Below are 21,288 nucleotides of genomic sequence, written 5' to 3' on the forward strand. Positions count from 1 at the left end.
CTATTGTGGATATATAGTGATGATTTCACCGCATTGTTGACCAATAAAGGTTCTGAGTGCCCCTGTTGGTGAGATTGCGATAGCGAGCTGATTGAGATGTCTTGAGACGGGTTTTACATCATTAATAAGCCGCACTAGTTCGTTATAGGTTTGTTCATTCAAGCCACTTTCAGAAACTTCTACGGTTAAGCTAAATGTTCCTGGTGTGCCTTGTGGGTTGGTTTGAAACCATTCTTTCAGTTCAATGAGATAGCCTATTGGCTTAACCACACGTTTTACTGCACCAATTGTGCCTTTGTGTTTGTGTACAAAATAAGATTGTTTAATCGCAATGCGTTTAACTTCTTCTGTCCAGTTTTCATCCCATTTATCCACCGAAAATGCCCAGGCTAAATAAGGCAGTAATTCGGTGGGGCAGCGTTCAGGGTTGATTAAATCTGCAATAACAATGGGATTTTCTACCGCACTTTTTAGAATTTCTGCCGCACGTTTTTCTAATGGGGTTGAGCCTATCGGCAGTAAATGATTAGTAATCATCACTTGTCACGATCTCCAAATTAATTGCCGTGCAGTAGGCTGATTTTGAACTTGGTAGCACAATATCGGCGGTAGGAGAGATAAGTTCTACCCGTTGTACACCTTCTAAGTGTAATGCGGCATAAATACCTGATAGGCTAATGTCTCGCCCTAAACGGTGTTTTTCTTTGGTGTAAGCCGTCAATTTTTTTAATGCGGCGGCTTTGATGGGTTCGTATTCAGGACCACGATAAAGATGTAATTTGGCTCGGATTTCGTAGGATTGGATTACCGCACTTTGGACAATAACGCGGTCGCCAATAGGGCGGATGTCATCATCGTTAAGTTTTGCTCGAACCACATTTAAAAGACTTTCCTCTGCCTCGCCTTGACCATTACGGCTTAAAATCGTCACGGTAACATTAGCGGGCTGAGGGGAAACCACCGACACATCTGCAACATCAGGGTGTGCAGAGAGCGCGTGGAAGATATAAGCAGAGCGAGGACCCGCTACAGAAAGCCCCTCAAAGGCTAATTGCGTGCGCAATCTTAATGAGGTGTCATCTTCTAAAATTTCGGGGATTTTAGGCGTAACATTATTATTCGCCTCTTGAATGACTTGTCTTTTTACATTGTAATTGGCGGCAATCACATCCAAATCTGAACCGCTTGCATAGGCTAACATTGTGGCTTTTGCCGCGTTATTGATGCGGTTTCTTTCCATCAACTGTAAGTAAACCACTTCTTGTAATAATTTAGTGATAGGTTCACTTTCTAAACTTAATCGTGCTTGCCAAAATGCTCTTTCATCTTGTGGGAAAAGCGCGATAAATTCCGCTTTTCTGTCTGCGAGCAAACTTTCAAAATCTAAATCTTCTAGCACTTTCGGTGCATCTAGTTTTGATAAATCGACTAATTCGCTCATTGTTTATGTCCTAAAAATAGTTTTTCGTTTCGCATTTCTTGGTTGTCTTTACGACTGCGTGCGACATAGCTTGCCACAATACCACCTTCAACCAACTCTGGTTTAAATTGTGTGATCTGTACGCGTGGTTCCCAGCGATTAATTGCGGTGACGGCACAAGCTGCGAGTTGTAATAACAATGTGTGGCTAATTGGTCGGTCTATTAGCATTGGAATTAAACTGCCATATTCACGCCGCTGAATGCGCGAGCCAACTGGCGTTAGCAAAATATCGGCAATGGATTGTTTAATGTGGTCGCTTTCGTTTTTTAATGTTTCGCCAGTGTATCGATTCATGCTATGCCTTTGCGTTAGAGGTTCGTTGGCCATCGCCTTGTTCAACGTGAACATGGTTTTGTAAACTAATCGCTCCACCTTTAATATCACCGCTTGCGGTCACACTGCCTTGTGTGCTGATATTGCCTTTTGTGGTGCTTGTGCCTGTGGTTGATAAAGAACCGTCAATATTCACATTGCCTTTGATATTGATAGTGGGGCAGTCAATGTCAATTTGATTAGCGGCAGTAATACTGGCGGTTTTGATGCCTGTGACAACCAATGCGCCACTTGATTGGTTGTAAGTGATTTTGGCTCCGTCAGCAAATTCAATGACGTGTTCATCGGCTGAATGGCTAGGGCTGTTTTGTGTGTAAAGCCCAACTAATATGCAGGCAGTAGTAAATTCACCGCTAACCGATAACATCACACATTGTTCGCCCTCCGTAGGCGGCGACCATGTTTTAGTTGTTCCCGCACGAGGTGTGATGAATGGTAAAAACTCTGTCAGAATATCACCGCTCTTTACACGAGCACGTGCGGTGGCGTAATTCACTTCAGCGATTACCCCAAAGCGGATAATATTGTCGAGTTTTCGTTGTAATTCAGCAGACATAGGCATTCACAGTTAAAGAAAATGCCTTATTGTTGGCAATATTGTGCGGTGTGGCGAGTGGGGGCGAGTGTGGAATAGTAGGTAACAAAAAAGCAAGTCAGGCTACTTGCTTATTCTGTTCGATCAATGATTGGATTTGGAGTATCCCATGCACGAGGGAATGGCTCATGTTGTGGTGAGAACGCTATAATCACAATATGTTCATCTGATATTTTTTGGTAATGAATTACAGGTCCAGATGTTTCTCCGTTCAAATTCATTTTTAGGTCGCTCATTGGGCAATAGCTAGTGCTATTAGCATAAGGCCCGCAATGATAATGCCAAATATTATTTTCTTGATAAACTTCGGTATTTGGAATGTCATTGAGATTGTCATCAATCCAAGATGGTTTATTTTTACCTCTTAATCGTTTTCCTTGTTCAATGGATTGCATAAAATCAAAGATGAGCTTCAATTCTTCATCTGACATCGCTTGAATGTCTTTAAAAAAGGGCGTGTTTAAACGCCCTTCTTTGAATTGTTTCGATAACTCAATCTTCATTTGTTATCCTACATCATCACTGCTTTTTTGAAATCATCAAAAGAATGTGACGATTTGTAGGTATACCCTGCATCTTCAGATTTGTGATAAACGCGTGATAAAACCACTTCATCTGATTGTTGTTTATATTTTTCTGATTTCATCATATTGCAAAGTGTATGCATTTTATTGCTGAATGATTGTAGTGTTGTTGATAATTCTGGAGATTTATTGTTAGCTATAATATTGTGAGCTAAACCATCATATTTGTTAATTTCATTTTCCAGTCTTTGAACATCATTTAAATCAATATAACTTAATGATTCTGGCGTAATTGACGCAATAACAAAGTCAGTGATAGCAGAAACAGCTTTCACCATATCAATAATCTTTTCTATATCTTGTTGATTGAGCGATTTGTTTTCATCCGCTTTAACACTGAAAATATTTACTGTGTGTGTTGAGTGATGAACAGGATGATTCATTGCCAATGGCGCAATAAATAACGCAGACATCGCTGCGACTTTTAATTGCTTAAAAATTGGCGCAAAACTTTCAAAAATAGGATTTAATGATAGATTTGTCATAAGTCACCAAAGAATAAAAGTTTGCGAAGTTTACAATTTTTTAAAGAAATATAAAACTATTTTCTGCAATGTGCAACTAAAAAAGGGCTTTCGCCCTTTTATTATGCTCTATCCCACATGGAACTCCGCGCTCTTGCTTGGCGTTGGTTTTCGATGCGTTGTATTTCTTTTGCCACTTGCTGTGCAATGGCTCGTTCGTCCATGCCTTGTGCAGCATTGACAGTAATATTTACGCTCATTGGTTGGCTGGTTTGTGCAATCATTGGACGAGCAGAAATGGGCGCACGAGTATCAACTTGCACAGGGGCGGCAGTTCGCTGATACCTAAACCGCCCGCAATAAGTGCTTGTTTGCCGTAATTAAGGGCGTTGAGTGTATTGACGCCAAGGCGTGATGTGGCTTCTTTGGTCATCACATATTCGCCACCGTGAACAATGCCCATTGGTTGATATTTGCCGCCATTGCCAGTGTAACCGCCGTTGGAAAAGCCTGTATTTGCTGCCATCTTAGCTGTTTCGCTGAGTTGCTCTGCATGTTTTTTGGGTATAAGTGTATTAGCGATACTACTGACACTCGGCATATGATCTATTACCCATTGAATAGCATTTTGTAATAGCTCCAAAGGTTTTAGAGCTAAATCAATACCTGCTGCTATCCATTCGCCAAATTTTTTACCTGCACTGGCTGCAGCTTCTAAATCTTCTTTAGTACTTTGTACTGGAGACAATAAATCAGTAAACCATTTTACCGCTTTTTCAATCCAGCCAACGACCACACCAAATGCAGTGCCAAGCGGTTGGAATTTTTCAAGGACGGGGGCGAGACCTGATTTTAAGCCCTCCCAAAAACCGCCGAAAAATGACCGCACTTTATCCCAATATCGATAAATCATCACACCTGCCGCGACAAATGTAGCAGCGAGTAAACCTATTGGAGAAAGGAGAAAACCTATGATTGACGTTAATCCCATAAAGAGCATTCTAATAGGTGCAAAAGCAATACGAAGTATTGTTTTTAGTCCATTTAGCCAAAATGAGAGGTGTCTCATCTTTTTAATGAGTTTAACAAAGACACTCGGCATTTTTTTCAATCCGCCATAAAACATGACAGTTCCTGTTTTAGCTGAATTGAGGGTGGTTTTATAAGAAAATAAATGTTTATTTGCCTTTAAACTTTCAACAGAGACTTTTTTTAATGATTGACTTAATAAATGATTAATGCCTGTAAAACGCCCGACACCTAATAAAATGCGTGCAACAGGATAAAACAGAAAACTAAATGCCATACTTAATGCACCTAATGCTGTAATACCTCCTGCAATTAATACACTCCATTTAACAATTTGTCGAGTAAGTTCAGGATTCGCTTTTATCCATTCGTTCACTTTTCGCACTATTTCGGTTACCGACTGTATTGCGGTTCGAATATCATCTGAAATAGTATCATAGATCGCAATGCCTACGGATTCACGCGCAGACTCTAGATTTTTTATATCCCCCATTAAGTTATCCGCCATAACTTGCGCGACTTGCTCTGCACGACCTGCGGAATTTTTTAATTTTTCCGTCATTTCTTGAATGCCGTGGATGCCTGCCTGTCCAACTAATTCAACCATAGCTGTCGCAGCTTCTGTACCGAAAATGTCCTTGTAATAAGCCATTTTGTCGCCAGATCCCATTTTGGCAGTTTTCTTTTCTACATCAACTAAAATGTCGGTAAGCGCACGCATATTGCCACGACTATCTTTTGCGGATACGCCTAATTTTTTCAATGCTTTTGCTGCCGCTTTAGGAGGAGCGGAAAGTCTGAGCATGGCAGAACGTAATGATGTCCCTGCTTGAGTGCCTTTAATCCCTACGTTGCCTAACAACCCTACCATTGCTGACATGGTTTCAAAGTCTTGACCTGTTGCCGTGGCAATTGGACCTAAATATTTCATTGTATCGCCTAAGCCTTCTAAGGTTGTGTTGGATCCACTAAATGTTGCAGTAAGCACATCTGCTACACGCCCCATTTCATCGGCAGGGATTTTAAAGCCAGAAGAAATATCTGATGAAATATCTGAAACTCGCCCCATTTCGATGCCTGCGGCTTTTGTCATTGCTAAAATAGCAGGCATTGATTTTTCGATTTGGTCTGCATTGAATCCCGCCATCGCCAAATAACCTTGACCTTGTGCGACTTCTCCTGATGTAAAGGATGTTGTTGCACCGAGATGAATCCCTTGTTGGCGCAGCCGTGCAAGTTGTTCCGCTTGCTTTGGATCAGTTTTATTTAACCCAGTTAAAGCTTGCACCTTAGAAAAATCTTGTTCAAAATCTAATGCAGGTTTAAGCATTATACCAGTGAGCGCATTGCCTGCTGTTCCTGCGATCATGGCAGATTGCCCAAATCCCTTTAATTGCTCACTTTTCGTTTTTAAATTATCTACGCTATTTCGATAAGCTAGGTTTCTTGCTTGTCGCTGTTGCAGTTTTTTCATGGCTGCATTTTGTTTTTCAATGGCGGCCGTGGATTGACTAAGCTGTTGTTTAAGTTTTTCCTGACTTTCCTTAAATTTTGATGTGTTAAAGCCCCCAAGTTTTAATTCTTGGCGGAGTTTATTTAATTGTTTACGCTGATTTTCTTGCACTTGTGCCATTTTATGCGCTGCTTTATGTGCTGCTTTATGTGCTTCTGTGACTTGGCGTTTAAGTGCGGCTGTCGGTGCGGCAGTATTGCGTAGTTGTTCGGCTAATTTTTTTGCTTTTTCTCGTGCTTCAACTAATTTCTGATTATTTTGCTGCAGTGAGTTTTGCAAATTTTTAAATGAATCAGCGGTTTTATTTTGTTGTTTTAGTTTATTGAGTTCATTGGTCGCACCTTTTACTTTAGATTGCAAATTATCCATTTGTTTTTGCACACCTTTTAAAGGGGCTGTGAGTTTATCAACTGCACCTAGAATTACTTTAAGCTCTAAATTTTTCATTTTTACCCACTTTTTCTTGACATTTTAGGAATGAGGAACAAATAATGAACAAACTTAACAGGGAGAGAACGATGGAAATTTTTGTTTTGCTCATTGGTTTGCCAATTATTGTTGGTTTACTTATTGCATTTGGTACTGCAGTATTAGCCGCATTTAGTTATATTTTTGTTGGCGCATTATCTTTAGCGATTAATTTCTGGTATATCACGTTAGCAATAATGCTTGTTTTGCTTGCACCTCTTATTTATTTAAATAGTTGGCTATTTTGGCTTTTGGCTGCAATCGTTATTTTCTTTACTGTTGCTTGGTTTTTTGGTGGAGATACCGAACAAATCAAAGCAGAAATTGAACGTAAACGTATTGCTAAAGAGCATAAATTGTAAATTAATCTAATTAAAATTCTTTACCCGCTATAGCTCTAAGCACAAATCTTTCAATCATTTCAATATCTTCTTCTGTAAAGCCCAGTAATTCACGCTGGGCATATAGCACCTTGAAATCTTTATATTTAGATGGGCTAGAATGTAAGCCATATTGATGCACTGCAGCAATCGCAGCATCTCCACCATAAAAACCGAGTGAAATTCCTTCTTCTTGGTAACGTAATTTCATGTGGGCTGGCGTGACCAATTTTCTAAACATTAATTGGCGTTTAATTCGCCCTTTCTTTTTGCCAAATTGTTTTCTTGGTTTACGAGGTTCATAAGGTGAACCGTCAGGATTTTGTTGGGCTTTGATTCTTCGGCGTTGATTTCTTGCAAGTTCTCGACCTATTTGTTGATAAAGTAATCGTCTGCGAGGTTTACTGATATTATTTAATAAGGCAGCCAAAGCGACTTTAATTTTCTGAACATCATCACTCATATTTTCTGTATATCACCCTCAAAAATTAATGATTCCCAGTTTTCCAAATAGACTTTTACTCGGGTTGGTTCGTCCCATACTGGTTCTTTTGCGTAATGGATCTGCACGTTATTACCGTCTTTTTTCGACACAACACGTTCAGTGAGTTGGATTTCGAAACTAATATCTGCGGTGTTGTTATTGTTGTAATCCACCTGGAATTTAAATGCGTTCTCTCGAATTTGTGGATTTTCTAATATTTCAGGTTGATTTGTGCGGAGATAAGCCATCATTGGCACAATCAAGGTGGCAATATCGCCTGCATAATCAGTCACTACAACATTGAGTGTATAACGATATTCAAAACTAAATGATGCGGCACCTGTTGCGACGATTTGCCCACCGTCCACATAAAGTTGTAGATGGTCGGGATTTTTTACAAAATCGGGATGGCTTTGTTCAAGTATTTTGCGCAGTTGGTTGGGCTTTTTCATTTTCGAAAATTCCGTTGTTGCATTTCGAATCTTTGTTGGCAAGTCAAGCAACGTGTTACACCTTGAATCATTTGTCTGCGTTTTTCTGGGATGGGGGCATCACAATCTTCACAATAAAGGCGGCTTACTGCTTTAAAAGTGCGGTGTTTTTTCAGGGCGATTTCACGTTGCATTTCTTCAAGCTGTTGTGCTCGGTCGAATTGATCTGTCATGGCTGTTCCTTTTTATTAAATTCATCCATGCATTTTTTTAAACTCGAGTTTTCAATGATGCATAAATCAAGGTGGTGCTGTGTCTGTAAATAGGCTTCAGCTAATTCGCCATTGGTGCGAATTTGTGGCGAATACGCGCTGCACTCCGTGGTTTGCGGGCAAAGAATCGGTGATTTAATGACTTCCTGCTGAGTTGAGCACGCGTTTAACATCATCAGGCAAAGGGCGGTCAGCCCAATCTTGGTTTGATTTAAGTACATTTTTTAAATCCTGTGTTTGTTGATTTTGGTTTGCTTTGAGGTTGTTTACGGCTTGGATAAGCTGTGCTTGCTGTTCGGCAAAATTTTGAACGCTATGATTTAACTCAATGTAAGAGTTTTGCCATTTTAGTTTTAGCTGTTCTTCTTTGAGCATTTCTTTTCGCCAATAATTAGCCTCAAATCCCAGAAAAATAATGAGGAGTACAAGCAGTATTGGCCCGATAAGTAAAATGCCTCGTTCTTTGGCGGTTAAGAAATTAAACATAGGTTTTTCTCCTTTTGACGGCGTTCAATTAATCCTTTTAGCGGTTTTCCTGCTGCGTAAATCCAACGCTCAAACTGACTGCACATAGCTTTGTTGTAGCCTTGGCGTGCCATTTTAAAAAGTGAGCTATTTTTTAATTTGCCACATCCTACGTTAAAGGTGATGGACACTAAGGCATCAAATGCGCCTTGTGGCATGGTTTGCCCGTTGGCATATTGATTAACGCATTTTTCTGATTGTTTAATGCCCTTTACGTATAACTCGGCAATTTCTTGTAAGGTGTAAATTTTATTTCGGTCGATTTTTTCAACGGCATCGGTTATGCCTATGCCGACTGTTAAAACATCAGCAGGGCATTGATAGGGCTGTTTCATGCAACCCTCGGCATTGCCAATCAGTAACAAGCCTTTTTCTGATGTTCGAATTTCATTCCCATGAGTGGCAATCACCAGTCCAACAACGGCAGATATGGCGCAGATGTATTTGGCAGAACGTTTAATCATGATGATGGATCCGTTGTTCGAGTTCTTTTTCTTTTAATTCAAAATCTTTTTTCTTGTAATACCAATTCACAAGAAAGGTGGCGACACCAATCACAATACCTGTAACCGATGCGACATCAGCCCAATTTACATTTGAGAACATATCGGCAATGCGTCCAATCAAAAAGGCGAATATTCCTGATATGTAAGATGCTTTTGATGGTGTGTCGTGCATATCAGCTCCAAAGTTGAATTGTGTCATTTGCTACACTGATTTTTTCTGTATCGGCATCTGGCAATATGACAGGAGTGCCAATGGGAATAATGGGCTTATCCATTAAATGCGGATTGAGTTCGCATGTTATTTCGAGCAAGCCTTCACTTCGTCCAAAATGGCGATAAAGGATGGCATCTAAATTGTCATTTTGTTGTGCGTAAACTTGCATTAGATTAACTCCGCATCGACGCGTTTTCTGCCCAATATGTCGCTAATCGCAAAGCGAGCATCACGGCGTAATTCATCTATGCTGTCTTTGAGTTGCGCCATTTTCTTTTCGCCATCGTTGGTGCTGTCGTAGCTTGCATAGCGTTCATAGAGATTTGCCAGTGCCAAGCAACTTACCGCACGTTTATAACGATAAATCAGCACGCTTTCGCCATTGATTGATGGGGCAGTGATCTGTTCTAAACTGTCGCGTTTGCTTTGTGTTTTAAACGTGGAGAGTTCCGCATTGACGCTCGCCATTCCTTCAATTAAGGCATCTTGTAAACGTTGTGTGGTAATGGTGCCGTCTGCACGATATTGATTGCGAAATTGGGAAAGTGACATATCGGGGAAGAAACCGTCATTACTGATAATGTCATCTGACGTATCGTAATCATTTAACTGTTGCTGCACTTCGCCCATTTCATAATCAGGGGCAAGTTTGACTGATATTGCGCCGTCGCTCATTGATTTACCCTTATAAAAAAAGTCGGGTGAGGATTAAATTAAGCACGGCCAATAAATCCGTCAGAATTTGACCGCACTTTTAATCCGCCCGACGGCTGCGTGGTTTGCTCTTTACCAAAACCGATTATTCATCGGCTTTGTTTAATTGCTTACGTAATTTTTTAATATCGCCTTTCACGCCAATTTTCTGATCTAAACCCAAAGCACGTTCTAAATATGCCAGTGCTTGTTCAGGGTTCTTTTCAACCAATAACAAGCCCAATTCACGCAATAATCGCGCACGGCTTTCATCGGGCATATCGCAATCAGCGGTGATGCGTTGAACTTGCTCTAAGTAAGCCACTTCGAACGGTTTATTGGCGGCTTGTGCGGCTTTGGCTTGGTCGGCAAATTCTTCTGCCAACAAGGTGCCAAGTGTTCGGGTAAATGGCTCGGGTAAGCGTAAATCATGAAATACGGCATAATCGGCAATCTGTAAGGCGAGATGATATTCGCCACAGTCAATCGCCCACACGCACCATGTCATTAAGACATTATCTTGTTTGCCACTTCCGACCGATAACGCCCCTTCAATCCATGGTAGATAGTCAGGCAAAATTTGCTTTTTAAATGCGCCTTTGCGTTCCGTTGATTGGATGTTTTTCAAATCCTTTCGATGTCTCGCAAGAATACGGCACATTTTTTCATATTCCGTAAAATCGCTTAGATCTTCGGTTTCTGCCGCATTAGCAATAGCGGCAGAAACTTCCAGAAAATGGCGTTTGGTTGGGCGCATTATTGATTCCGTTATGCGGCCACAGGCGAAATAGGCGCAGGTGCCTCAAGAATGGTGATATTTTTCGCCATGGCGACTGCCTCGTAGTTTTCCACAACATAGGCTTCGTTTGACGATAAATAATCTTCCACACGATTGCGTTCAGGCACATCTTTTAAGTGACGGCGCACTTTGCCTTCCTGCACGTAGATTGACAAGTTGTCTAGCGATGTGACTAACACTGTGCCTTTCGGGAAGAATGGAACAGATACGGCTTGTAACCCGCCCACACGTTTTTGGCTAATGACGGTATCGCCTGCCAAAATTTCACTTGGTTTTTCTTGGTTGATTAATGGGAAATATTTATCGGCTAATAAGTCGCTACCCATAATTGCAACCAGTTTAGTGTCGTCACGATATTGTGCTGGGATGAAATCTTCTTTTAATGCAAAAACAAGGGCATTAAGGTTTTTATAGGTTTTACCTGCACCGATTTCGATTTTGCCACTGCTTTTTTCAATTTCTTTTAATACACGGGCTTTGGCTTTATCTTCGATTTGGACTAACCAACCCTTATTCACATCTTGCAATAATGGATGTTCAGTGCGGTTTGTGGTTGCGGCTGCACTTGTGCCATTCCAACCGATCATGATACGGTCTAATGCAATGCGTTCTGCTTTGAGTTTGCCAATGCGTGCAGCGAAATCAGGGAATTTTGCCCAACTGTCTAAGGTTGCATAATTTAAATGCGTGTCAAAGTTGGTTTGTTCGCAAGAATAGGTGTTTTCTTGCAAGCTGTGAATGTCTGTGGTTTCACGTGCTTTAGTGTTAGTGTCGGTGCGGCTTGCCACAGGAGAAAGCACGCCTAAACGCAATGCGGAACCTTTCATTTCTTGCACCATGACGACATTGATGCGTTTCAAGAAATCAGAACTTTCAAGCACAGCATTTTCTAATTTTTGTTGAATAGTTGGCTCAACGGTAAACTGACCGCCATTTGCGATAAAAGCAACATCTTCGCCGTTATCTTGTGCAACACCAGCTACATAAGCATTAAATTTTTGTTTGGTAAATTTATTCATTTGGTTTTTTCCTAAGATAAATTAAAAGAAGCGGCCATCAGTTTCAGGTTGTTCACCGTAAACTAAAGGGCGAGGATTTTCGGGTTCAACCGGCTTTTTGAGTTCTGCAAAGGTTGCTTGGATTTCCGCATTACCTGCTTTCATTTCTTCGATTTCGGCTTGTTGTTTGGCTAAATCGTCAGAAAGTGCGGTTAATTTTTCCAAGGTTTCTTTGGTTTGTTCCGCTAAAAGCTCAATGGCTTGTGTTTGATCAGCAAAGCGTTCATCGTCTGATTTTTCTTTTTTCGCAAATAATCCTTTAATTTTTTCAAAGATGCTTTGTGTTTCTTCCACAAATTCCAATTCAGTTTCAATAGCAGCAGTGAAAAGGTTTTCTGATTTTTCTTTGCGGTTATTAAGTGGATTCGCACTTGCGCCAGCAGAAAAGACCAACATTTCGGTGCCAAGGCTTGCTGGATTATCAGTTACAGCTAAACCAACTAAGTAAGCCTCGCCAGTGTCAGCAAAATTCGGATCACACTCAATAGAGGTGTAGATTTTTTGACGCTCTTTATTCAGTTTGATTAAATCGTCTGTTGGATCGATTTTAGCTAATAACTGCAATTTACCTTCTTCGGTTTCTTCTGTTTTTAAGGCTAAAACATCCCCATAACATTTAGCGTGAGGTTCATCGCTTTCATACCAACGTAATTTGATATGTTCTAGGTTAATGCGTGCACCGTATTTTTTTGGATCATAATTTGCCGCCATTTGTTCAATCCAAGTACGATTGATTGAGCGACCGTCAGTAGTTGCACCTTCTGTTGCGACTACAAACCATTTTGAAGTTTTTGCCATTGCTTATCCTTTGTTTGGTTTGATTCAATGATTATCGCTATTCTGAAAGGTTTAATTTTGGTGGTCTATGAGTTGCTTTTGTTGTATGTCGATTCACAGAGCAAGCGGAAAGACTAACATTCGCCCCCTTTCTATTATGCGGTTGTAAATAGAAAGGATTAGGAATGGACGAACAAGTTATTAATCAACCTTCCCCCGAAGTGACGGCGGAAATCAAACGTAAAGCACAGCAGATGTATTTCAGTGGTTATAAAATCGCTGAAATTTCACGCCAGTTAAATATTCCTGCATCAACGATAGCCAGTTGGAAAGACAGAGAAAAGTGGGACGATATTGCGCCTGTCGGTCGGGTGGAATTAGCACTTGAGACAAGATTAAATTTGCTGATTGCGAAAGAAGAAAAGAGCGGTTCAGATTACAAAGAAATTGATTTGCTTGGTCGCCAAATGGAACGGATGGCGAGAGTGAAAAAATATTCTTTTGGTGATGGTAACGAAGTAGATTTAAACCCGAAACTGGCGAACCGCAACAAGGGCGACCGGAAGAAAACCGAACCCAATGCCATTGATCAGGAACAAGAAGAATTGCTGATTAATGGCTTTCTTGATGGGATGTTTAATTATCAGCGAATTTGGCACAAGGCGAAAGAACACCGAATCAGAAATATTTTAAAAAGCCGACAAATCGGGGCGACGTATTATTTTGCTCAGGAAGCCTTTGTTGATGCTTTGACTACTGGTAACAATCAGATTTTCTTATCTGCCAGTAAAAAACAAGCCTTACAGTTTCGTTCGTACATTGTGAACTATGCTAAGCGGACGGCAGATGTAGATTTAAAGGGCGAAACCATTCGCTTACCAAATGGTGCGGAATTGATTTTTTTGGGAACGAATTCTGCTACAGCTCAATCCTACCACGGCAATTTATATTTTGATGAAATTTTCTGGGTTACTAAATTTGAAGAGATTCGTAAAGTGGCATCTGCTATGGCGTCTCAAAAAATGTATCGCCAAACTTACTTTTCTACGCCTTCTACAATTGCCCATTCGGCTTATGCTTTTTTTCTGGCAAAGCTTTCAATCGAGATCGCCCAAAATCAGAAAAAGTTGAAATTGATATTTCTCATGAAAATTTAAAAAACGGGAAATTTTGTGCAGATAGCCAATGGAAACAAATTGTGAGTATTTATGATGCGATGGAGGGGGGCTGTACTCTTTTCGACATTAATAATTTGATTGCAGAAAACAGTAAAGCTGAATTTGAACAATTATATCTATGTCAATTCGCTGATGATAACACGTCAGCATTTAAATTTGGCGATCTGCAACTTTGCCAGGTGGATAGCTTGGAAGAATGGCATGATTACAAGCCATTTTATCAACGCCCATTCGGCAATCGTGAAGTGTGGTTAGGTTATGACCCTGCTTTTACTGGCGATCGTGCAGCCTTAGGGATTGTTGCACCGCCGAAAGTGGAAGGGGGCGATTATCGCGTTTTACATAAACAAACTTTTCACGGTATGGATTACGAAACTCAAGCAAGTCGCATTAAGCAGTTTTGCGATGATTACAACGTGACTCGCATCGTGATTGATAAAACGGGGATGGGATCGGGCGTTTATCAGGAAGTGAAAAAATTTTATCCAATGGCGCAGGGCCTAGAGTATAACGCTGATCTTAAAAATGAAATGGTGTTAAAAACACAAAACTTAATTCAGAAACGTCGCCTTAAATTTGATAGTGGAGACAATGACATCGTGAGTAGTTTTATGACGGTGAAAAAACGCATTACTGGCACAGGGAAAATTACTTATGTTTCGGACCGTTCGGAAGATGCAAGCCACGGCGATGTATCAAGCAACAAATCAACAATATTTACCTTTGAATAGGATTACCAAATGAGCAAAAAATCAAAAAAATCAACCGCACTTTCTACGGGGAATCAAGCACAGGCGTTCAGCTTTGGAGAGCCTATTCCAGTAATTGACCGTGCAGAAGTACTGAATTATTTCGAAAGCGTGGTGATGTATGAAAAATATTACAATCCGCCAATTAATTTAAGTTACTTGGCTAAAGCCTTAAATGCCTCAGCACATCATAATAGTGCGATTACCGTGAAGAAAAATATTTTACTTTCAACATGCAAAACCACCGCACTTTTACCTCGTACCCAATTAGAAAAACTGGTGCAAGATTACTTGGTCTTTGGCAATGCTTATGTTGAGAAAACTGTAAATTCGTTTGGTAAAGTCGTATCACTCAAATCCCCTCTTGCTAAATATATGCGTATCGGTGTTGAAACAGGTGTGTTTTATCAGATTGTGAATGGATTTGATGAATATGAATTTAAAAAAGGTTCTGTCTTTAACTTGATTAATCCCGATGTGAATCAAGAGATTTATGGCGTGCCAGAATATTTGGCAGCGTTACAATCTGCTTTTTTAAATGAAAGTGCCACATTGTTCCGCCGTAAATATTATTTGAATGGCGCGCATGCTGGGTCAATCATTTATATGACTGACCCAACACAGAACCAAGACGATATTGAAGCAATCAAAACGCAAATCAGACAAACGAAAGGCACTGGCAACTTTAAAAATTTATTTGTGTATATTCCAAACGGAAAGAAAGACGGGATGCAAGTTATTCCGTTGTCTGATGCTATTGCTAAAGATGACTTCCTAAACATTAAGAACGCAAGCCGTGATGATGTGTTAGCCGCACACCGTGTGCCACCTCAATTAATGGGGATTGTACCTAACAATACTGGCGGATTTGGTGACGTTGAAAAGGCAACGCGAGTGTTTTTTATTAATGAGATAATCCCATTGCAAGAACGATTGAAAGAGATTAATAGTTGGGTAGGGGAAGAAGTGATCACGTTCTCTGATTACAAATTGCTAAATTAGATCCTTTCAAAAATAAACAGCCCGCAGAAATGCGGGTTTTTTATTGCTCAAAGAGCTGTTTTTGTCCTATATAGTATTAGTACCGCCCCAGTATATTATATCAAATCAATCAATATGACAAATCTTAAATCCTTATTTCAGCCCGATTTTTCGCCCAATTGTACGCATGAAAAATCGCAGTCAAACCCTCGCCACGCTCGCACACTAAAGATGTCGATTTCAACGCAATTTTAGATCCTTTACAAAGCCTTTTCAGTAATAGCGCCTTTCGGATCCTTTATTTCAGATCTTTTAACGCAAACAAACGCAGAAAAGTGAAAAATCAGATCTTTTGGTAAGCAAAAAAAGTTATGTGTCTAGATGTGTCGTTAGTGTGGCGTGGAGTGCGATTTTTTTTATGGTATATTAAAAGTGTTACAGTTTTGATTGATTGGATAACTGATTGAATTATTTGTTATTTATTTTCTTAATGGCTACCAACTGTTCACAGTTTGCATAACTCCAAAACCGGGTGTTGGGAGTTCGAGCCTCTCCGCCCCTGCCATTAAAATATTCCTTTCAATTAATCATAAAATATTTTTATACTTATACCCTTTGCATATTATTTAATAATTCTTTTTATTTTTCTTTTTGAATTAGATATATAATTATCAAATTTTAAATATAAAAATAATTAGTATGAAACCTCAATATTATCTTGGCATGATGTCTGGAACTAGTCTAGATGGAGTGGATGTTGCTCTTGTTGATTTTTCTCTAGAGCCTCGACTTATCTTATCTGATTTTTTTCCTATGCCAGAAAATTTACGTCAGAAATTAACCAAACTCATTCAAACTGGTGAAACAGCTCTACAAAATTTAGGCGAACTCGATCATGAGCTTGCTTTACTGTATTGTGATTGTGTAAATACTTTTCTACAAAAATATAATCTTATTCCAAGCCAAATTGAAGCTGTTGGTTGTCATGGACAGACAGTATGGCATTCTCCTGCTCCTACTTCTGCATTTCCTTTCACAATGCAACTAGGCGATATGAATTTATTGGCAGCTAAAACAGGAATATCGGTTATTGGTGATTTTCGTCGTAAAGATATGGCGTTAGGCGGACAGGGGGCTCCTCTTGTACCCGCTTTCCATAAAGCTGTATTCTCAAATGCTAATTTTGCTACAGTTGTTTTAAATATTGGTGGGATTAGTAATGTTTCTATATTGTTTCCTAATCAACCTGTAATTGGCTTTGATACAGGTCCAGGTAATACATTATTAGATCAATGGATAGAAAAACACCAAGGCCTTCGCTATGACAAAAATGGTGAGTGGGCTTCAAAAGGCAAAGTGAATCAAGTTCTGCTTGATGAATTATTAAATGAACCTTTTTTCTCTTTACCAGCCCCAAAAAGTACAGGGAGAGAGTTATTTAATCTTGATTGGTTAATTGGCAAAGTAGAGAAAACATCAGAAAAACTTACCGCTCTTTCATCTAAAATAACATTATCCCCAGAAGATGTGCAAGCGACTCTTGTTGAATTGACGGTAACAAGCATTGTTAATGCACTAAATCAGCTCCAAACAAATTTACCAAAACGTTTACTTGTATGTGGCGGCGGCGCCAAGAATAGCCTAATTATGCGTGGGTTGCATGATAATTTACTCGATTGGCAGGTTGGTACAACGACAGAGCAAGGTTTTGATATTGATTATGTAGAAGCCGCTGCTTTTGCTTGGTTGGCTTATTGTCGAATGAACAATTTACCAGCAAACCTGCCTAGTGTAACTGGCGCAAAAAGTGCGGTTAGTTTGGGGGCTATTTTTCCTAAAGACTAAGGTCAAAATATGAATGACATTATATTAAAAAGTTTATCCACGTTAATTACGGAACAAAGAAATCCGAATTCAGTTGATATTGATCGTCAAAGTGCTTTAGAAATTGTTCGATTAATGAATGAAGAAGATAAACTCGTGCCATTTGCGATTGAACGTTGTTTACCGCAGATTTCGTTGGCAGTAGAGCAAATTGTGCAGGCTTTTCAACAAGGCGGGCGTTTAATTTATATTGGTGCAGGCACCAGTGGTCGTCTCGGCGTATTGGATGCGTCAGAATGTCCTCCTACATTTGGTGTATCTTCAGAAATGGTCAAAGGTATTATTGCGGGGGGCGAACATGCTATCCGTCATCCCGTAGAAGGGGCAGAAGACAATACAAAAGCTGTACTTGAGGATCTACAAAGTATAAATTTTTCAAAAAATGATGTATTAGTTGGTATTGCCGCAAGTGGTCGCACACCTTATGTTATTGCTGGTCTTCAGTATGCAAAATCGCTTGGTGCTTTGACAATTTCTATTGCGAGTAATCCAAAATCTGTGATGGCTGAGATAGCAGATATTGCCATTGAAACCCTTGTAGGTGCTGAAGTTTTAACAGGTTCTAGCCGATTAAAATCTGGTACCGCACAAAAAATGGTGCTGAATATGCTGACTACGGCAAGTATGATTTTACTGGGTAAATGTTACGAGAATTTGATGGTGGACGTTCAAGCCAGTAACGAGAAACTTAAAGCACGCGCCGTGCGTATCGTAATGCAAGCAACGGATTGCAATAAAACATTAGCCGAACAGACATTACTCGAAGCAGATCAAAACGCCAAATTGGCGATTATGATGATTTTAAGCAATTTATCAAAATCAGAAGCGAAAGTATTGTTAGAAAGACATCAAGGTAAATTGAGAAATGCGCTTGTTAAATAAGATAAAAAACTAATTTAAATATCAGTTTTTTATTTTGGAACTCCACGTAGTAATCCTACAGGTTCAAAAGGTTCTATAGAAGTTGGCGCAGGCATTTCGCTGAATAATAAAATAAATAGCTTGGGCGGAATAACTTTTTCATTTCGCCATAAATTTCCCATTCCGACTAATTGAATATCTTCGGGTAAATTACGAAGTCCTGCTTGTAACACCGCAATGGTATTTGGACGAGGATGTCCTATCGCAATCGCGGTACCATGTTTCCTTGCATAGTGAATTGCTGCTTTAAATTGACGCTGAACGTCTGCGAATTCGTTACTATCATCTAAAAATATATGGCGATCTAATGAACGCACGCCTTGTTCTTTTGCTATTTTTCCTGCGACAGATTTTCCTATTGTTCGACTATCTAAAAAGAATAAATGTTTTTCTTGAAGTGCGGTCATTAAATAAGTCATTAATTGGGGATTGGCCGTAGCTGCACTGCCCATATGATTGTTCATACCGATGGCATCACGCACAATATTTTTAGCAGTATTAACGCGATCATTTACTTGTGCTGCAGACATTCCTAAATGTAATCCACCGTCTTCGATTTTAATTGCACTAATTGGTTGCATCGGCATATGGATTAAAATATCTCTGCCTTGAGATTTCGCTTCTTGGTTACGTACTCGAGCATAGGGTGCGGCAGGAATAATTGCCACCGATATTTCACGTGGCATTGCAAAAACAGCCGCATCTTCCTTGGAATGATAGCCTACATCATCAATTACAATCGCAAGTTTGCTTTGAGCAAAAGAAAAAGAGGCATAAAGTGCGGTAGAAAAAATGATAAAATTTTTTACCGCACTTTTTATCAGAATATTCATCAACGAACCCACCCTGCAGGATTTACTGGCGTTCCTTTACGGCTAATACCAAAATAAAGCGCGGAACGTGATATTTCCCCTGTATTTCCTACTTGAGCAATAACCTGCCCTGCTGAAACAAGCTGACCAACTTTCACTGATACCGCTTGATTGAAGCCATATAAACTTAAATCAGTTTCGCCGTGTTTAACAATAACCATATAACCATAACCATTTAAATATCCCGCTAAAATGACGCGTCCAGCTGCAATTGCTTTAACAGGCGTGCCTGCCGATGCGCCAATTACCATACCTTTCCAACGTACTTCGCCTGCTTGGATAGAACCAAAAGTATGCAAAATTGAACCAGAAACTGGTAAGGAATATTGTTTTTTTGCCGCCCCTAAACCGCTTGTACTATTAAGTAATTGGCGTTCTTGCACAGTTGGTTGATAAGGCTTTGATGTTCGTTTTTCTTCAGCTTTTTGGCGTTGAGCAAGTGCCTCTCTTTCACGTTTTTCTTGTTCGCGCGCGGCTTGTTCTGCTCGTTGAATTTCTTGACGAAGTGCTTGTTCGTTTGCTTTTAGAGCATTCAATTTATCTTGATCTAGGGCTAAATTTTTATTGAGTTCATTCAGCGTAGATTGATGCTCTTGCTGTGCTTTTTGCAATGCTTGTTGTTGTTTCTTTTGTGTGGAAAGTTGATTTCGGTGGTTTTTTTGTTGAGCGAGAATCGCTTCTTTTTGCGTTACAATTTGTGCTTGCGTTGCTTTTAAATCTCCAATCATTTCAATCCGAACTTGATTTAAATGCTGATAATAAACTTTCATTCGCTCTGCTTTTGTTGGATCTTGAGCAAACATTCGTTCAATCAGCGATGGATTAATGCCTGAACGGTAAATTATATCCATTTGTTTAGCTAATCGTATTTTTTGCTCACGTTCCTGTTTTTCTAATTGTTTGAGTTGCTTATCTGCATCGGCAATTTGCTTACGAATTTCCTTTAAACTTATTTCGGTTTCAAGCAGTTCTCCCTCAACAGTGTTAATTTTACTCTCGTGTTTTTTTAAATTCGCTTGCAACTTAGCTTGCTCACGTTTTTGCTTCTCAATTTTAGATTCTTGTTGCTTAATTTGTTTTTGAATTTGGTTGAGATCGGAAGATTGGCTGACAGGCGAAAATATTAATAAACCGCAGCTTAAAAGTGCGGTTAACAATAATGATGTTTTTTGATTAACAAAACGCAACATAATTCATCCTAAATCTGTAAAACTCGCAAATCTTATCATATTTGTGAAAAGGCGAAAAAGTTTGATGGTTATTTTTTGCTAAAGATCAGGAAATCATTCCTTTTAACTTTTAAAGCTAAGGATTTTTTGCTATAAAATGTGCATTCTTTTTATTTGAAAACATTAGGAGATTCTTATGGAATTAGTATTTATCCGTCACGGTTTTAGTGAATGGAATGCAAAAAATTTATTCACGGGTTGGCGTGATGTGAATTTAACTGAACGCGGTGTGGAAGAAGCAAAAGCTGCGGGTAAAAAACTGTTAGACAAAGGTTATGAATTTGACATCGCATTTACCTCTGTTTTAACTCGAGCAATCAAAACTTGTAACATCGTGTTAGAAGAATCCCACCAATTATGGATTCCGCAAGTGAAAAACTGGCGTTTAAATGAGCGTCACTACGGTGCTTTGCAAGGTTTAGATAAAAAAGCTACTGCGGAGCAATACGGTGACGAACAAGTTCATATTTGGCGTCGTTCTTATGATATTTCTCCACCAGATTTAGATCCGCAAGATCCAAATTCTGCACACAATGATCGTCGTTACGCAAATATTCCATCTGACGTAGTGCCGAATGCAGAAAACTTAAAAATTACTTTAGAGCGTGCACTTCCATTCTGGGAAGATCAAATCGCACCAGCAATGCTTTCTGGCAAACGTGTTTTAGTGGTTGCTCACGGTAACTCACTCCGTGCGTTGGCAAAACATATTATTGGTATTTCTGATGCTGAAATTATGGATTTTGAAATTCCAACAGGTCAGCCTTTAGTTTTAAAACTAGATGATAAATTAAATTACGTAGAACATTACTATCTTTAATTAAGTTCAACGTATTGTTGTTCTAACTGTATAAAACAAAACCCCGC

General features: G+C 39.6%; 25 protein-coding genes and 2 pseudogenes. 6 read left to right on the top strand and 21 right to left on the bottom strand.

Features of this window, described 5'->3' with window-relative positions; genetic code table 11:
* From ABW51_RS04095 to ABW51_RS04125, 7 genes and pseudogenes are all read right to left on the bottom strand, one after another.
* Entirely contained in the window at positions 1-537 is a 537-nt protein-coding gene (locus tag ABW51_RS04095) for a phage tail protein I (protein ID WP_053465684.1), read from the bottom strand.
* A complete protein-coding gene (locus ABW51_RS04100) occupies positions 527-1,441 on the bottom strand; it encodes a baseplate assembly protein (RefSeq protein ID WP_053465685.1) in 915 nt (304 codons plus the stop codon). Before ABW51_RS04100 ends, ABW51_RS04095 begins: the two co-directional genes overlap by 11 nt.
* On the bottom strand, positions 1,438-1,776 hold the full coding sequence (locus ABW51_RS04105; protein ID WP_048940880.1) for a GPW/gp25 family protein: 339 nt from the start codon (positions 1,774-1,776) through the stop codon (positions 1,438-1,440). Before ABW51_RS04105 ends, ABW51_RS04100 begins: the two co-directional genes overlap by 4 nt.
* Position 1,777: 1 nt before the next feature.
* Positions 1,778-2,377, bottom strand: a complete 600-nt coding sequence (locus ABW51_RS04110; protein ID WP_053465686.1) for a phage baseplate assembly protein V — start codon at positions 2,375-2,377, stop codon at positions 1,778-1,780.
* Between the two features lie 104 nt (positions 2,378-2,481).
* Positions 2,482-2,913, bottom strand: a complete 432-nt coding sequence (locus ABW51_RS04115) for a hypothetical protein (protein WP_053465687.1) — start codon at positions 2,911-2,913, stop codon at positions 2,482-2,484.
* Between the two features lie 8 nt (positions 2,914-2,921).
* Complete coding sequence (locus ABW51_RS04120; protein WP_053465688.1) at positions 2,922-3,479, bottom strand: hypothetical protein; 558 nt, start codon at positions 3,477-3,479, stop codon at positions 2,922-2,924.
* Between the two features lie 101 nt (positions 3,480-3,580).
* Positions 3,581-6,447 (bottom strand): annotated as a pseudogene (locus ABW51_RS04125) (phage tail tape measure protein).
* Between the two features lie 71 nt (positions 6,448-6,518).
* Here ABW51_RS04125 and ABW51_RS04130 point away from each other — a divergent pair.
* Positions 6,519-6,830, top strand: a complete 312-nt coding sequence (locus ABW51_RS04130; protein ID WP_053465689.1) for a hypothetical protein — start codon at positions 6,519-6,521, stop codon at positions 6,828-6,830.
* Positions 6,831-6,840: 10 nt separating this feature from the next.
* On the opposite strand, the gene ABW51_RS04135 is transcribed toward ABW51_RS04130, so the two are convergent.
* The 12 genes from ABW51_RS04135 to ABW51_RS04185 all read right to left on the bottom strand — a co-directional run bounded on the left by ABW51_RS04135 (position 6,841) and on the right by ABW51_RS04185 (position 12,628).
* Positions 6,841-7,311 carry a phage virion morphogenesis protein gene (locus tag ABW51_RS04135; RefSeq protein WP_053465690.1) on the bottom strand — a complete coding sequence of 157 codons (471 nt, stop codon included), beginning with the start codon at positions 7,309-7,311 and terminating at the stop codon, positions 6,841-6,843.
* The gene (locus tag ABW51_RS04140) at positions 7,308-7,784 is read right to left on the bottom strand and encodes a phage tail protein (RefSeq protein WP_053465691.1); all 477 of its coding nucleotides are present in this window, start codon (positions 7,782-7,784) and stop codon (positions 7,308-7,310) included. Before ABW51_RS04140 ends, ABW51_RS04135 begins: the two co-directional genes overlap by 4 nt.
* The gene (locus ABW51_RS04145; RefSeq protein WP_053465692.1) at positions 7,781-7,996 is read right to left on the bottom strand and encodes a TraR/DksA family transcriptional regulator; all 216 of its coding nucleotides are present in this window, start codon (positions 7,994-7,996) and stop codon (positions 7,781-7,783) included. Before ABW51_RS04145 ends, ABW51_RS04140 begins: the two co-directional genes overlap by 4 nt.
* Complete coding sequence (gene lysC / locus ABW51_RS10325) at positions 7,993-8,256, bottom strand: Rz1-like lysis system protein LysC (protein WP_005672206.1); 264 nt, start codon at positions 8,254-8,256, stop codon at positions 7,993-7,995. Before lysC ends, ABW51_RS04145 begins: the two co-directional genes overlap by 4 nt.
* Positions 8,171-8,521 (bottom strand): chemotaxis protein, encoded by a 351-nt coding sequence (locus ABW51_RS04150; RefSeq protein ID WP_053465693.1) that lies wholly within the window; start codon positions 8,519-8,521, stop codon positions 8,171-8,173. Before ABW51_RS04150 ends, lysC begins: the two co-directional genes overlap by 86 nt.
* Complete coding sequence (locus tag ABW51_RS04155) at positions 8,506-9,024, bottom strand: lysozyme (RefSeq protein ID WP_053465694.1); 519 nt, start codon at positions 9,022-9,024, stop codon at positions 8,506-8,508. Before ABW51_RS04155 ends, ABW51_RS04150 begins: the two co-directional genes overlap by 16 nt.
* A complete protein-coding gene (locus tag ABW51_RS04160) occupies positions 9,017-9,238 on the bottom strand; it encodes a phage holin (RefSeq protein ID WP_005633803.1) in 222 nt (73 codons plus the stop codon). The genes ABW51_RS04155 and ABW51_RS04160 overlap by 8 nt, the downstream gene beginning before the upstream one ends.
* 1 nt (position 9,239) lies before the next feature.
* The gene (locus tag ABW51_RS04165) at positions 9,240-9,449 is read right to left on the bottom strand and encodes a tail protein X (protein WP_005668467.1); all 210 of its coding nucleotides are present in this window, start codon (positions 9,447-9,449) and stop codon (positions 9,240-9,242) included.
* Complete coding sequence (locus ABW51_RS04170) at positions 9,449-9,955, bottom strand: head completion/stabilization protein (RefSeq protein ID WP_005692263.1); 507 nt, start codon at positions 9,953-9,955, stop codon at positions 9,449-9,451. Before ABW51_RS04170 ends, ABW51_RS04165 begins: the two co-directional genes overlap by 1 nt.
* A gap of 124 nt (positions 9,956-10,079) precedes the next feature.
* Positions 10,080-10,730, bottom strand: coding sequence for a phage terminase small subunit (gene gpM / locus ABW51_RS04175; RefSeq protein ID WP_053465695.1), 651 nt, complete (start codon positions 10,728-10,730; stop codon positions 10,080-10,082).
* 11 nt (positions 10,731-10,741) lie between these two features.
* A complete protein-coding gene (locus ABW51_RS04180) occupies positions 10,742-11,791 on the bottom strand; it encodes a phage major capsid protein, P2 family (RefSeq protein ID WP_053465696.1) in 1,050 nt (349 codons plus the stop codon).
* Between the two features lie 21 nt (positions 11,792-11,812).
* On the bottom strand, positions 11,813-12,628 hold the full coding sequence (locus ABW51_RS04185) for a GPO family capsid scaffolding protein (RefSeq protein WP_053465697.1): 816 nt from the start codon (positions 12,626-12,628) through the stop codon (positions 11,813-11,815).
* Between the two features lie 164 nt (positions 12,629-12,792).
* On the opposite strand from ABW51_RS04185, the pseudogene ABW51_RS04190 reads away from it, so the two are divergent.
* From ABW51_RS04190 to murQ, 4 genes and pseudogenes are all read left to right on the top strand, one after another.
* Positions 12,793-14,516 (top strand): annotated as a pseudogene (locus ABW51_RS04190) (terminase large subunit domain-containing protein).
* Between the two features lie 9 nt (positions 14,517-14,525).
* Positions 14,526-15,536: a phage portal protein gene (locus ABW51_RS04195; RefSeq protein ID WP_053465698.1), complete on the top strand. Its 1,011-nt coding sequence runs from the start codon at positions 14,526-14,528 to the stop codon at positions 15,534-15,536.
* A 678-nt stretch (positions 15,537-16,214) separates the two neighbouring features.
* Positions 16,215-17,360, top strand: a complete 1,146-nt coding sequence (locus ABW51_RS04200) for an anhydro-N-acetylmuramic acid kinase (RefSeq protein WP_053465699.1) — start codon at positions 16,215-16,217, stop codon at positions 17,358-17,360.
* Between the two features lie 9 nt (positions 17,361-17,369).
* Positions 17,370-18,281 carry an N-acetylmuramic acid 6-phosphate etherase gene (gene murQ, locus ABW51_RS04205; protein ID WP_053465700.1) on the top strand — a complete coding sequence of 304 codons (912 nt, stop codon included), beginning with the start codon at positions 17,370-17,372 and terminating at the stop codon, positions 18,279-18,281.
* 29 nt (positions 18,282-18,310) lie between these two features.
* On the opposite strand, the gene ABW51_RS04210 is transcribed toward murQ, so the two are convergent.
* On the bottom strand, positions 18,311-19,153 hold the full coding sequence (locus ABW51_RS04210; protein ID WP_053465701.1) for a divergent polysaccharide deacetylase family protein: 843 nt from the start codon (positions 19,151-19,153) through the stop codon (positions 18,311-18,313).
* Complete coding sequence (gene envC, locus ABW51_RS04215) at positions 19,153-20,382, bottom strand: murein hydrolase activator EnvC (RefSeq protein WP_053465702.1); 1,230 nt, start codon at positions 20,380-20,382, stop codon at positions 19,153-19,155. The genes ABW51_RS04210 and envC overlap by 1 nt, the downstream gene beginning before the upstream one ends.
* Positions 20,383-20,557: 175 nt before the next feature.
* Between envC and ABW51_RS04220 the strand changes: the two genes are divergently transcribed.
* Entirely contained in the window at positions 20,558-21,241 is a 684-nt protein-coding gene (locus ABW51_RS04220) for a 2,3-diphosphoglycerate-dependent phosphoglycerate mutase (RefSeq protein ID WP_053465703.1), read from the top strand.
* The last annotated feature ends 47 nt before the right edge of the window (positions 21,242-21,288 follow it).

Source organism: Haemophilus sp. C1 (assembly GCF_001276515.1).
Taxonomy (GTDB): Bacteria; Pseudomonadota; Gammaproteobacteria; order Enterobacterales; family Pasteurellaceae; genus Haemophilus.

Coding starts and splice junctions, on each gene's coding strand:
- ABW51_RS04220 (WP_053465703.1), top strand. CDS start 20,558: ATGGAATTAGTATTTATCCGTCACGGTTTTAGTGAATGGAATGCAAAA.
- ABW51_RS04160 (WP_005633803.1), bottom strand. CDS start 9,238: ATGCACGACACACCATCAAAAGCATCTTACATATCAGGAATATTCGCC.
- ABW51_RS04095 (WP_053465684.1), bottom strand. CDS start 537: ATGATTACTAATCATTTACTGCCGATAGGCTCAACCCCATTAGAAAAA.
- ABW51_RS04195 (WP_053465698.1), top strand. CDS start 14,526: ATGAGCAAAAAATCAAAAAAATCAACCGCACTTTCTACGGGGAATCAA.
- lysC (WP_005672206.1), bottom strand. CDS start 8,256: ATGTACTTAAATCAAACCAAGATTGGGCTGACCGCCCTTTGCCTGATG.
- ABW51_RS04185 (WP_053465697.1), bottom strand. CDS start 12,628: ATGGCAAAAACTTCAAAATGGTTTGTAGTCGCAACAGAAGGTGCAACT.
- ABW51_RS04110 (WP_053465686.1), bottom strand. CDS start 2,377: ATGCCTATGTCTGCTGAATTACAACGAAAACTCGACAATATTATCCGC.
- ABW51_RS04210 (WP_053465701.1), bottom strand. CDS start 19,153: ATGAATATTCTGATAAAAAGTGCGGTAAAAAATTTTATCATTTTTTCT.
- ABW51_RS04155 (WP_053465694.1), bottom strand. CDS start 9,024: ATGATTAAACGTTCTGCCAAATACATCTGCGCCATATCTGCCGTTGTT.
- ABW51_RS04135 (WP_053465690.1), bottom strand. CDS start 7,311: ATGAGTGATGATGTTCAGAAAATTAAAGTCGCTTTGGCTGCCTTATTA.
- ABW51_RS04145 (WP_053465692.1), bottom strand. CDS start 7,996: ATGACAGATCAATTCGACCGAGCACAACAGCTTGAAGAAATGCAACGT.
- ABW51_RS04100 (WP_053465685.1), bottom strand. CDS start 1,441: ATGAGCGAATTAGTCGATTTATCAAAACTAGATGCACCGAAAGTGCTA.
- ABW51_RS04170 (WP_005692263.1), bottom strand. CDS start 9,955: ATGAGCGACGGCGCAATATCAGTCAAACTTGCCCCTGATTATGAAATG.
- ABW51_RS04140 (WP_053465691.1), bottom strand. CDS start 7,784: ATGAAAAAGCCCAACCAACTGCGCAAAATACTTGAACAAAGCCATCCC.
- ABW51_RS04180 (WP_053465696.1), bottom strand. CDS start 11,791: ATGAATAAATTTACCAAACAAAAATTTAATGCTTATGTAGCTGGTGTT.
- gpM (WP_053465695.1), bottom strand. CDS start 10,730: ATGCGCCCAACCAAACGCCATTTTCTGGAAGTTTCTGCCGCTATTGCT.
- ABW51_RS04150 (WP_053465693.1), bottom strand. CDS start 8,521: ATGTTTAATTTCTTAACCGCCAAAGAACGAGGCATTTTACTTATCGGG.
- ABW51_RS04200 (WP_053465699.1), top strand. CDS start 16,215: ATGAAACCTCAATATTATCTTGGCATGATGTCTGGAACTAGTCTAGAT.
- ABW51_RS04165 (WP_005668467.1), bottom strand. CDS start 9,449: ATGCAAGTTTACGCACAACAAAATGACAATTTAGATGCCATCCTTTAT.
- ABW51_RS04105 (WP_048940880.1), bottom strand. CDS start 1,776: ATGAATCGATACACTGGCGAAACATTAAAAAACGAAAGCGACCACATT.
- murQ (WP_053465700.1), top strand. CDS start 17,370: ATGAATGACATTATATTAAAAAGTTTATCCACGTTAATTACGGAACAA.
- ABW51_RS04130 (WP_053465689.1), top strand. CDS start 6,519: ATGGAAATTTTTGTTTTGCTCATTGGTTTGCCAATTATTGTTGGTTTA.
- ABW51_RS04115 (WP_053465687.1), bottom strand. CDS start 2,913: ATGAAGATTGAGTTATCGAAACAATTCAAAGAAGGGCGTTTAAACACG.
- ABW51_RS04120 (WP_053465688.1), bottom strand. CDS start 3,479: ATGACAAATCTATCATTAAATCCTATTTTTGAAAGTTTTGCGCCAATT.
- envC (WP_053465702.1), bottom strand. CDS start 20,382: ATGTTGCGTTTTGTTAATCAAAAAACATCATTATTGTTAACCGCACTT.